Origin of the sequence: Chamaesiphon polymorphus CCALA 037 (assembly GCF_003003845.1) — a bacterium.
In the GTDB taxonomy this organism is placed as follows: domain Bacteria; phylum Cyanobacteriota; class Cyanobacteriia; order Cyanobacteriales; family Chamaesiphonaceae; genus Chamaesiphon; species Chamaesiphon polymorphus.
This window is the reverse complement of record NZ_PVWO01000188.1, coordinates 1-10,185: the sequence shown is the minus strand read 5'-3', so window position 1 is coordinate 10,185 and position 10,185 is coordinate 1. Positions and strand designations below refer to the sequence as shown.

Sequence of the window (10,185 nt, the reverse complement as noted above, 5' to 3'; positions counted from 1 at the left end):
GGCAAAAGATAATGCCCAAAATGCTGCCAGCGCAGCCACCAAATTGATTCCAGATTCTAACGCATCAGATAATAGTCCCACCGAACCCGTTAAAAAATAGGCTCCAGTTTTTAACCCGATCGTCATCAGCGCAGCCCCGATCGACAAAAATGTATACGGTCGCGCAGTTTTAAAACTCATTAGTTTACTATTCTAGATTTAGGTTAACCATCCACTGCTAATTACAACCGCGACCGGGGTGAATCTTTCGCAAAGCGTGGGCTATGCCCGTTCGCGCAATTTCACACATTACTTATTGTCGGCATCTAGTTCGAGATCCCTAGCTGCCGACTCACACTGACTAATTGGCTAAACTTTCACCAACACTTGCGTGCCGACAATTTTCGTAGGATACTTAGCTAAAGATTTTGTAGCAGGCCCTTTGAGAACTTTGCCATCAGCCGCATACTCGGCATTGTGACACGGGCATTCATATTTTTTCTCTCCGGCCATCCACTTGACATCACACCCTTGATGGGTACATTTAGGATTGACAGCTAGTAATTTTTTGGGATTAGCAGGATCCTTAACCACTGCCAATTGTTTTGTTTGTAAATAGCCAGCTTGCTCTAGTTGGGCAACAGAACCCACTACTGTAAATCCATCTGCTGTTTTCTTAGCGGCTGGTTTAGCAGCCTGTTTATCATCTGAAGCTGGAGCTGAAGTAGAGTTAGAGTCTGTTGCTTCAGTAGTAGATTGCTTTGGCGCACATGCCGCCAATACTACCGGGAAACAAGCACTCAACCAACCGATACTAAAGTAGCCAAGAAAGGAACGACGTTTAATCATAATTTTTAGGCATCGATCGCTGCAAATATTAACGAGAGACAATAGCTCATCGCTCTTATCTTAGCAATTTTTACTTCGGTTGAATTTAATCTGCATAATCCGAAATAACTATGCAGCTACAATCGGTTCGCGATCGATAATGTTTAGCTTAAATATTAGATTAATGCTACTCTTTCTCAACAGACCGATCTCGATTTTGAATAGGTTCCTAACTCGATTTGGAACGACAAATGTTGCCTATTTCTCTAAATTTAGCCGCATATAGCGATCGTTTTAAAATGGTAAAGCCAAAATTTAGTCGATAAACTTTGGCTGTAAAGATAGTTAATTAGCGAGTAATTGTTGATATTTAGCGATCGAAATTTTGGAGATCGTCAGCAATAAATTCCGCATGTGTGCTGGCTTGAGCAACGCATAAGCATAGATCGCCAAACAGGTACTAGCCAGCATTGGTAAAATAAATGTCGGCAACATCACTACGCCGATCGACCACCAAGTAAAAACGTGTAATAGTAAGACGATCGCTGGTAGAATTCCCAAACCGATAGTTTTATAGATTGTCCGTGGCGATCGATTCAATGCTGTAAATAACAGCGTGGCAATAGCCAAACCTAAATTAGTCGGAACTAAAAACGCACAAATTCCAATACAATGACACCGAGAAAATTCGGCGATACTACTTAGTTCGAGCATGTTTGCCTACCTACATCTGCTGTTTCTTTATTTTACCGAACTTTATTAAAGCGATACCGCTCGGTTCGATCGATCCGTAATATAAGTACAAGAATGAGTAATGGGTAATGGGCAATGAGTCGAAGAATGGAACCCCGACGACGCCGGACATTCAGAGCACACGCAACAGTTATCAATTCTCAATTCTCAATTCTCAATTATTAACCAATTGCTGCTTTGAGACTCTGACAGAATCGATCGATCGATTGTAGTCCCTCTACAGGGGTTCCTTCGGCCAAACGTTTTACCATCGCACTCCCGACAATTACCCCGTCTGCGCCCCATTTTCGGACTTGTTGAGCGTGTTCTGGAGCCGAGATGCCAAAGCCAATCGCGATCGGTTTATCGGTAACGCTGCGAAGATTGGTAAGAATATCTCCCACCCGATCTTCCAATCCCGATCGCACTCCAGTTACCCCAGTGACGCTGACTAAATAAATAAACCCTTGCGACTTAGCCGCGATCGCCACGATCCGCTCCTGAGAGCTAGTTGGCGCAACTAGCAAGATAACTTCGATGCCGATTTCTGCCGCAGGTACCAATAGTTCTTCGGCTTCTTCTAACGGTAAATCTGGTACCACCAAACCTTTGACGCCAGCAGCGGCAATCTGGCCTAAAAACTCGCGAATTCCCAAATTGAGGATGGGATTGTAATAAGTAAACAGAATAATCGGTGCTTTAATCTGCGGACTCACCTGCGCCACCATTTGGATGACATCATTGAGCTTGACTCCTTTTGCCAATGCGCGAGTAGCCGCAGCCTGAATTACAGGGCCATCGGCTAACGGATCGGAATAAGGCACGCCTAGCTCGATGAGATCCGCACCAGCAGCATCTAAGGTTTTGAGAGCTTCAGCCGTAGTTGTTAAGTCCGGATCGCCAGCAGTAATAAACGGAATTAAAGCGCATTGGCCGCGATCGCGTAAAGACTGAAAACAACTAGAAACGGAGAGCATTAAATTTGGGGGGTATGGGTGGATGAGTGGATGAGTGGATGGGTAGATGGGTGGATGGGTGGATGGGTAAAATTGGAACGCAGTTCCAAAACGATCCAGCGGCTACCCTCTAACTAAAGCCTAAAGCCTAAAGCCTAAAGCCTAAAACCTAATCACCCCGTTCTTGCTCGATTTCGGCTTGGAGCTTGGCTAATTCTTCGGGGGTGAGTTCTTCTAGGCGTTTTTGGAGTACGGCTTCTTCGTAGTCTTTAAGCTGCTGGGTATAGGTCATATTTTTTGTAGCTACTCGGAATATGTAGCTACCCAACCAAGCCAAAATGATGCCAACGAGTAATAATTGACTCCAAATTCCCGCATCGATGCTGTCTAATCCAGCGAATTTCAGAACGAGATAGCCAGCACCGCCGATCGCAAATACTACAAATCCAATGACAAAGACATCAATTCTACGCATCAGCTAAAATCTAAGCCTCAATTTCTCGGCGTTTGGGACGAAGATTGAGAAATGGCGAGAGTAAAATCATGCCAGGGAACAAGAAAAATACTAAAAAGTACATTAATAGTCGCTCGATCGAGCTGGCTACGTACCATCGATTCTGGAGGTACAGATACAGTGCGCCTGGGAGTACTAATAGGTAAGTCCCACTCAAAATTAAGTACAGTAGTGCAACTATCATAGTTTGCTCTTAAGGTTAGGTATCCGATCGTCAATATCTATTGTATCAGTTTCGAGGTGCCCACTTTGCGACTCGATCGAATCCAGCCACAGGAATTGACTTAGCTCGCATCTTCGATCGATACCTACAGAATAGTGCTTAGTGTAGACCATGGTTCTACACTAAGCACTATTTTATTTAAACTATCTTGTCTGGCCAACTAAGAAAGATCTTCAGGATCGTTTTTCTCAATTCGGTTCGGGAGTGGCTGACGAGAGGGTTGGAGACTTTGGAGCATCTCGGCAATTTGGAGATTTTCCAAAGACAGATGTTTGGCTTCGCGGAGCTTGTGCCAGACAGAACGCGACATCAACAGGCTGTGCTTGACTCGTACCGCACCGATTTGTTGGAAGTATTCTTCGCGTTCGGGTTGGTAGTCAGCGGAGACTAATTGCAGCGGTTGGGATGGTACATATTGGCAAGATCTCGCCAATTGAGCCATTAACTCTGGATAGAGCCAAGTATAAGCTGGATGGACGGTTAATTCGGCTTGATGCGGTTGACTGTTTTCGGCGATCGAGATTTGACGATCGGAGTTTAATGACAATCGATAATAACCGATCGCCGCTTTGCGTTGGGTTTCAAAGACGTAGTTACTGAATGATTGCTTTTGTTGGAACCATTCTTTGACTTTACCCACCATCGTTTGGACGAGGTTATTTTTGAAGTCGTGGATTTGACGATCGAATACTTGCCGCAGCAAGGGTGGCATCGACACTGTGTCTAACTGATAGATCAGTTGCGCGTCGGTATTGCGGACGGGAAGCCGGTTGGGGAGATCTGGTTCGCGTTGCGCTAGTTCTTTAAGTAATTCGGGCGCAATTTCCCAGTAAGTGAGGTGTGCCAGCGGTTGGAATCCATTTTGGCGATATAAAGCTAAGGCCGAATTATCGTTGACATCTACTTCTAGTACCCAAGTGCTGGCATCGACGATGTGCTCGAAGCAATAGCGGAGTAATTGAGAGCCAATATCATTTTTGCCTGTAATTTCTACTGGGTTTCCAGCTTGAAGATCTTGCGAGCGAGAGGAGCCATTAACCAGCGATACCCACTCGACATGCCAAGTACTGCGCGTCCGATTGAAGGGAGAGACGCTAATTACACCGCGCAACTGTTGTTCGTGCTCGGCAACTAGCAAAGCGCGATCGGTAAAATTGGGGGTTGGAATCGCATTGAGAAATTGAAACGGCGCGTACCACCGATTCATCTGTTTGAGCAGTTGCTCGATCTGAGCCTTTACTCCTGGGTCGGGGATAGTTGCTTGTTGACATAAGCTAGCAATCGCGTCAATATCTCGATATTGCAACGGACGAACTATCGTCTGATGTTTAGATCCATTTGTCGCAGCCATTATATATCCTGTGTCAACCTAGAGGTTGCTACTACTATAACATCTCTGACTAGATTGGGATCTCAAAGGCGGTGTTGGGAAATTTTGATGTAGATGTCAGTTACGTTCAGTGGCGACCCTTTGCAGGGAGTGTGAGCGAGCAAAGTTGGGACTACCGAACATTAAATATCGATCTTTAGATGCGGTCTATTTTTTGGCGAGTAAGGCGTTCATAGCAGTAATCGCTTGGTTGAGACCTTCTGCCGCTTTGGTTTTGTCGGGAGTTGCAGCACTCATGGCAGTTGTAACTGTTTTGATGCCGCTGGCGATCGGTTCGTAGTTAGCACCAGCTTTAGCTTTGACGATCGGCTCTACGGTAGGCCAGAGGCTGGTAAACTTAGTAAACTGAGTTTTAGCTTTGGCAACATCTCCACCTTTAATTGCAGTATTTGCCATGACCAATGCAGTTTTGACTGGAGTCAACTGGGTTTTTTCGGCTGCGGTTAGTGCTGCGCCTGCACCAGCAGCAGGAGTGGTGGTAGTAGTACTAGTGCTAGTACCAGGAGCAGTGGTGGCACCAGTAGTTGGAGTGGTTGCGTCAGGCTTGGTGGTGGCTTCGGTAGTAGTGCTAGTAGTGGTAGTTTCAGTTGCTTTTTGACCGCAACTAGTGATGGCCAACGCAGCACTCAGACACAAAATAGTTAATACACTGGTAGCTTTTACCTTGGTTTGTTGAGTAGACATAATCGATGTTTGAGTAAAGTTTTTGATGGACATGACATTCAAAAGTTTTTGATGGACATGACATTCACATGATAGCGTGGAATACTGAATAGCAACTTGAGCCACATGCTAGCCATCCAACGGCACATGGCTGAAGTTTGGCTATTGCGAATATTCCCCAACCCTTAATTCAGGAGCTTTTGCCCCTGTTCTTGTATGGATCGACCACAGACTTGGAGCGATCGCTTTGAAGGTACACTACATCCAGCGATCGCAAAATTTAACGCTAGCATTGGCTTCGATCTGGAGTTGATCGAATACGATTTGACTGGTTCTTGCGCTCACGCTCGGATGCTGGCGCAGACGGGTATTATCAGCGCGACTGAGGGGGAGAAGTTAGTTGCTGGCTTAGAACAAATCCGCGCCGAATATCGAGCGGGTAATTTTCATCCCGGCGTCGATGCTGAAGATGTCCACTTTGCCGTCGAGCGGCGGCTGACGGAGATCGTCGGTGACGTTGGCAAAAAACTACACACGGCTCGATCGCGTAACGATCAAGTCGGTACCGATACTAGGCTATACTTGCGCGATCGCATCGAGCAAATCCGATCTCAGTTGCGAGACTTTCAACAGGTACTACTGACGCTGGCGCAGGAACATGTCGAGACGCTCATTCCTGGTTATACGCACCTTCAACGCGCGCAACCGTTAAGTTTGGCTCATCATCTGCTGGCCTATTTTCAGATGGCTCAACGGGACTGGGAACGGCTGGGAGATGTCTACAAGCGGACGAATATCTCGCCGTTAGGCTGCGGCGCGCTGGCGGGAACCACATTTCCGATCGATCGAGCCTATGCAGCGGAGTTACTCGGTTTCGATGATATTTACGGGAATAGTTTGGACGGCGTGAGCGATCGAGATTTTGCGATCGAGTTTCTCGGTGCTGCCAGTCTGATTATGGTACATTTAAGCCGTTTGGCTGAGGAAGTCATTATCTGGGCGTCGGAAGAATTTCGCTTTGTCAGCTTGACCGATCGTTGTGCCACGGGTTCGAGTATCATGCCTCAAAAGAAGAACCCTGACGTGCCAGAATTAGTACGCGGCAAAACCGGACGCGTGTTCGGGCATCTTCAAGCGATGCTGGTGATGATGAAGGGATTGCCTCTAGCCTATAATAAGGACTTGCAAGAAGATAAAGAAGCTTTATTCGATGCCGTCAATACCGTCCAAGCTTGCCTGGAAGCGATGACCATCCTAATCCAAGAAGGGATCGAATTTCGTCCCGCACGCTTGGCTGAAGCCGTAGCATCTGATTTTGCCAATGCCACAGATGTCGCCGATTATCTGGCAACTAAAGGTGTGCCCTTCCGCGAAGCTTACAATCTCGTCGGTAAGGTGGTTAAAACTTGTTTGAGCCAAAACAAACTACTCAAGGATCTGAGCCTAGTTGAATGGCAACAGCTACATCCAGCATTTGCCGAGGATATCTATGCAGCGATCGATCCCAAGCAAGTAGTAGCAGCGCGAAATAGTTATGGTGGAACTGGATTCGATCGAGTTCGTCAAGCGATCGAGCGTGCCAAAATTCAAATTGGTGAGTAGGAGCGGTGGTGGATAATTACGGTATGGAAGTTAATATCTTCCCTACTCTCTGCTTGGTGAAACGCACGCCGAGGAAACCTCGGCGCGATTTCATCCGCTACCCGCCACCCTCTACTCTCTAATCTAGGTTGCTGCTGCGGAGGTATCTTCGTTATCTTCCTCAGCCGAAGTACCATTAGATTGAGGACGGAATCTGGATTTGAACATCCGACCGCCAGTGGGGCGTTTTCTAAACTTACGAGCGTATGCTTGATTACGCTCCGCCTTTTCCTTCTTCAGGTTGCGGCGTTTTGCCATATTTGCCTCTGTAAAAATAAACGATAAGTAACATTTGCCAACCCAATCGGGATTGGAGCTGTCATGGCTGTGCTAAAAATCCTGAGCCGTCTCAATAAAATAAAATATTCGATCGAACCTAACTGTCAGAGGTTAATCCGACCGGACGTAGCTTCAGCAAATCTTATCATAAGCGATCGCGCACCAAAATTGCTAGTAGATCGCTTATGAATGTAGGTAACACTAGTCGCTAGTTAATAATTGTTAGAGGGTTGTTGGGAGTTGGGAGTTGGGAGTTTGTAGAGATTTGTTATAACATCCCAAATTTTTCCTGTTTCTCATTCCCTGTCTTGTCTGGCTACAAGGTTTTGCTAAAGCGTCGGCAACTCCCAACTCCCAACTCCCAACCCCTAGTATTTAGCCCCTATGCTCTACCACAGTTCTCACATTAAGCTCTCAGCAGGCCAAATCTTCTGGCGTGAAGCAGGCGATCTCGATCTCCCCGTACTGATATTTTTGCATGGTAGCTGGCACGATAATCATCAATGGGAGCGAATTATCGAGCAACTAGCCCCGAAGTTCCATTGTTTTGCTGTAGACTTGCTCGGATATGGTAATTCGATTGCCAATCGGGTACCAGATTCGATCGAGTTAGAAGTCGATTCCCTCCACGAGTTTTTGACTGCACTGAAGCTGCATCGTCCGGTGTATTTAATCGGACACTCGCTCGGTGCCTGGATTGCCTTGAGTTATACATTAAAACATCCCAATTTAGTACGCGGCGTAGTGGCAATTTCCCCAGAAGGATATACACTTCCTAACTGGCAACAATACGGTCGTCCGACGAAATTTTTGCTTTCCCAACCTTGGCTATTTACGCTCTGGCTAAATGGCTTACAAGTCATGACATCGATCGGCGATGATGTCGATCCGTTAGCAAAAAGACAAGCTTACTGGAGTTTTTTTAAGAAGTATCCAACTACATGTAAGTTATTCTTTCAGCGATCGACTACCAAAATTCGTCGCGAATTAGTTGCCGATCGATTAGCTCAATTTCGACCACCATTATTAGTTTTACAAAGCGACGCCGACGATCGATCGATCGTCGAGCAAAGTCAAGCTTGTGCCCGTGCAGTCAAGAAATCTGAGTATAAATTAATTAAGTCATCAGATTTTAGTTTTCCAGAAGAATCAATGCCCTATATTGCTAAGGAAATCGAACAATTTATCGATCGGATTCAGGCTCAAGTCGATCGAGAAGAAGTCGAATTGTGGTGAGTATTTTTAAGTAGATTAGCAACTCACCATTCTAAATTAGATCTAACCTCATCAAGAGAACCCAAGATACTCATTCCGGGAGCACAAGCAGCATTAGCTCTGAAAGTTGCTAGTATTTCAGGCGTGAGTTTAGGTGTTTTTTCAAGAAAGTCGAGATCTTCCAATTCTTTGCATATCTCAGCTTGCATCTCTGCTGTATTTAACTCTATCATTCTTTGTTTACGCCCTGATTTTTTAAATTCCCATTCTGGATCTATATTAGGAAAATGAGTGGAGAAATATTCACGCATAATATAAAGTAAGTTTATAAAAATTTGTAAATAATTTTCAGGAGTATCTCGCTCGATATAATTCAATATTTGTATTATAAATCTCGAAAATTCTTCAATAATCAGGACGTATATTACCCCATCACGGCTTTCTGCATAATAATTATCGCTCTCATCATCTTCATTATCGCTCTCATCATCTTCAATAAATATTTCGGCTACTTTGCAAATTATATTTTTGATAGTTTCCTCTTGAATCTGCATCCCACCTGCAATTTTCCATAAATCATCTCCGACAGAGCGAAGAATGGATATATCACCCCAGCCTACACGTCCATTGACAAGCATATATATCGGAAGTGCTCGCTCATAGCAGGATGCAAAAAAAGCTATTTGAAAATCGAATGGTAATTGTTTCAAATCGATAGCTATTTCTACAAATGGAAAGAATCCTTTTAGATGACCCTCTTGGTCTATTATCTGTTGTGCTGTTAAGTTCATAATCACTAATACAAAATAGATGCTAGTCCATAAAACAGTAAATATCTATTAAATGGGATAAGAGCGATCGAATCTAACTGTAAATATGTAACTAAAAGTTCGCCATCGCCACCAGTAAAAACTATTTGACTTTCTGGAAATAATTTTCGCCAATCTCGAATAAAATCCCTAATTCCCGCGCTAATTGTATGTAAAATTCCACTAGAGATCGCTCCTTGTGTATTGTCGCTCCAGCGGGGCGGTAATTGTTGGGGCAATGTTATTTCTGGTAATGCAGCAGTACCCGAATATAGAGAGCGAATTTGCAATCTCAATCCTGGCAAAATTGCGCCGCCGCTAAAATTACGTCGATCGTCGATACCTGTAATCGTTAATGCCGTCCCGCCATCGATTACTAATACTGGATAACCATAAACTTCACCCGCGCCAAAGGCTGCTAATGCTCGATCGATTCCGAGTGTCGGATAGAGATTTTGTAAGGGAATATCTGCCAAAGTAATTATTTGAGTTTGTGGTAATCTTTGCCAGATTTCTGTTTGACTGGGGACGACAGAAACTAGATAGATCGGAATGGTATCTACCCGAACTTGAGTTTCTTTAATTAGTACTTGAAAATCGACTGGAAATGACTCGATCGATCGGTCTGGTGTGAGATATTCGGTATCCCAACTAGATTGAAGTTTGGTATTTAAAAACCAAGCCCAATGATAGCGCGAATTCCCGATCGCTAATCCAATTTGGATATTGTCAATAATAGCCTCCACACTAACTAATCTCTCAAAAAATCCCCTCCTCCGAGGGGTGCCTGAAAGGCGGGGTGGGTAGATCTTCACTGGCACCTGCTAACTTCGATCGAATATCACCGATACCACCGAACTACTTTACCCTGGGTGATTTTTAAAGGCGGAGCAGTTGGGAGATGGTTGGTGCGGAGTGGAGATCTAACCCACCCCGCCCTTCGGGCACCCCTCCGG

General features: G+C 45.0%; 12 protein-coding genes and 1 pseudogene. 2 read left to right on the top strand and 11 right to left on the bottom strand.

Annotated features, from left to right (window positions below):
- The 8 genes and pseudogenes from C7B77_RS15135 to C7B77_RS15100 all read right to left on the bottom strand — a co-directional run.
- Nucleotides 1-180 (bottom strand): annotated as a pseudogene (locus C7B77_RS15135) (cation diffusion facilitator family transporter); the annotation flags it as partial.
- Between the two features lie 168 nt (nucleotides 181-348).
- The gene (locus tag C7B77_RS15130; RefSeq protein WP_106306310.1) at nucleotides 349-828 is read right to left on the bottom strand and encodes a QcrA and Rieske domain-containing protein; all 480 of its coding nucleotides are present in this window, start codon (nucleotides 826-828) and stop codon (nucleotides 349-351) included.
- Nucleotides 829-1,152: 324 nt separating this feature from the next.
- A complete protein-coding gene (locus tag C7B77_RS15125; protein WP_106306308.1) occupies nucleotides 1,153-1,521 on the bottom strand; it encodes a hypothetical protein in 369 nt (122 codons plus the stop codon).
- A 200-nt stretch (nucleotides 1,522-1,721) separates the two neighbouring features.
- Complete coding sequence (gene trpA / locus C7B77_RS15120) at nucleotides 1,722-2,516, bottom strand: tryptophan synthase subunit alpha (protein ID WP_106306305.1); 795 nt, start codon at nucleotides 2,514-2,516, stop codon at nucleotides 1,722-1,724.
- Between the two features lie 148 nt (nucleotides 2,517-2,664).
- Nucleotides 2,665-2,970, bottom strand: a complete 306-nt coding sequence (locus C7B77_RS15115; protein ID WP_106306302.1) for a DUF3007 family protein — start codon at nucleotides 2,968-2,970, stop codon at nucleotides 2,665-2,667.
- Nucleotides 2,971-2,980: 10 nt separating this feature from the next.
- Entirely contained in the window at nucleotides 2,981-3,193 is a 213-nt protein-coding gene (gene ndhL / locus C7B77_RS15110) for an NAD(P)H-quinone oxidoreductase subunit L (protein WP_015157958.1), read from the bottom strand.
- 199 nt (nucleotides 3,194-3,392) lie between these two features.
- Nucleotides 3,393-4,583: a GNAT family N-acetyltransferase gene (locus C7B77_RS15105; RefSeq protein ID WP_106306298.1), complete on the bottom strand. Its 1,191-nt coding sequence runs from the start codon at nucleotides 4,581-4,583 to the stop codon at nucleotides 3,393-3,395.
- Nucleotides 4,584-4,769: 186 nt separating this feature from the next.
- Nucleotides 4,770-5,306, bottom strand: a complete 537-nt coding sequence (locus C7B77_RS15100) for a hypothetical protein (protein WP_146138339.1) — start codon at nucleotides 5,304-5,306, stop codon at nucleotides 4,770-4,772.
- 195 nt (nucleotides 5,307-5,501) lie between these two features.
- Here C7B77_RS15100 and argH point away from each other — a divergent pair, with 195 nt between their 5' ends.
- Nucleotides 5,502-6,887 (top strand): argininosuccinate lyase, encoded by a 1,386-nt coding sequence (gene argH, locus C7B77_RS15095; RefSeq protein WP_106306292.1) that lies wholly within the window; start codon nucleotides 5,502-5,504, stop codon nucleotides 6,885-6,887.
- Between the two features lie 123 nt (nucleotides 6,888-7,010).
- Here argH and C7B77_RS30035 read toward each other — a convergent pair whose 3' ends face one another.
- A complete protein-coding gene (locus C7B77_RS30035) occupies nucleotides 7,011-7,184 on the bottom strand; it encodes a hypothetical protein (protein ID WP_015157954.1) in 174 nt (57 codons plus the stop codon).
- Between the two features lie 405 nt (nucleotides 7,185-7,589).
- On the opposite strand from C7B77_RS30035, the gene C7B77_RS15090 reads away from it, so the two are divergent.
- On the top strand, nucleotides 7,590-8,441 hold the full coding sequence (locus tag C7B77_RS15090) for an alpha/beta fold hydrolase (protein ID WP_106306289.1): 852 nt from the start codon (nucleotides 7,590-7,592) through the stop codon (nucleotides 8,439-8,441).
- A 23-nt stretch (nucleotides 8,442-8,464) separates the two neighbouring features.
- On the opposite strand, the gene C7B77_RS15085 is transcribed toward C7B77_RS15090, so the two are convergent.
- Together C7B77_RS15085 and C7B77_RS15080 are read right to left on the bottom strand one after the other, a co-directional pair.
- Entirely contained in the window at nucleotides 8,465-9,211 is a 747-nt protein-coding gene (locus C7B77_RS15085; protein WP_106306286.1) for a DUF416 family protein, read from the bottom strand.
- A 5-nt stretch (nucleotides 9,212-9,216) separates the two neighbouring features.
- The gene (locus tag C7B77_RS15080; RefSeq protein WP_106306283.1) at nucleotides 9,217-9,975 is read right to left on the bottom strand and encodes a pantothenate kinase; all 759 of its coding nucleotides are present in this window, start codon (nucleotides 9,973-9,975) and stop codon (nucleotides 9,217-9,219) included.
- Nucleotides 9,976-10,185: the final 210 nt, after the last annotated feature.

Coding starts and splice junctions, on each gene's coding strand:
- C7B77_RS15130 (WP_106306310.1), bottom strand. CDS start 828: ATGATTAAACGTCGTTCCTTTCTTGGCTACTTTAGTATCGGTTGGTTG.
- C7B77_RS15125 (WP_106306308.1), bottom strand. CDS start 1,521: ATGCTCGAACTAAGTAGTATCGCCGAATTTTCTCGGTGTCATTGTATT.
- trpA (WP_106306305.1), bottom strand. CDS start 2,516: ATGCTCTCCGTTTCTAGTTGTTTTCAGTCTTTACGCGATCGCGGCCAA.
- C7B77_RS15115 (WP_106306302.1), bottom strand. CDS start 2,970: ATGCGTAGAATTGATGTCTTTGTCATTGGATTTGTAGTATTTGCGATC.
- ndhL (WP_015157958.1), bottom strand. CDS start 3,193: ATGATAGTTGCACTACTGTACTTAATTTTGAGTGGGACTTACCTATTA.
- C7B77_RS15105 (WP_106306298.1), bottom strand. CDS start 4,583: ATGGCTGCGACAAATGGATCTAAACATCAGACGATAGTTCGTCCGTTG.
- C7B77_RS15100 (WP_146138339.1), bottom strand. CDS start 5,306: ATGTCTACTCAACAAACCAAGGTAAAAGCTACCAGTGTATTAACTATT.
- argH (WP_106306292.1), top strand. CDS start 5,502: ATGGATCGACCACAGACTTGGAGCGATCGCTTTGAAGGTACACTACAT.
- C7B77_RS30035 (WP_015157954.1), bottom strand. CDS start 7,184: ATGGCAAAACGCCGCAACCTGAAGAAGGAAAAGGCGGAGCGTAATCAA.
- C7B77_RS15090 (WP_106306289.1), top strand. CDS start 7,590: ATGCTCTACCACAGTTCTCACATTAAGCTCTCAGCAGGCCAAATCTTC.
- C7B77_RS15085 (WP_106306286.1), bottom strand. CDS start 9,211: ATGAACTTAACAGCACAACAGATAATAGACCAAGAGGGTCATCTAAAA.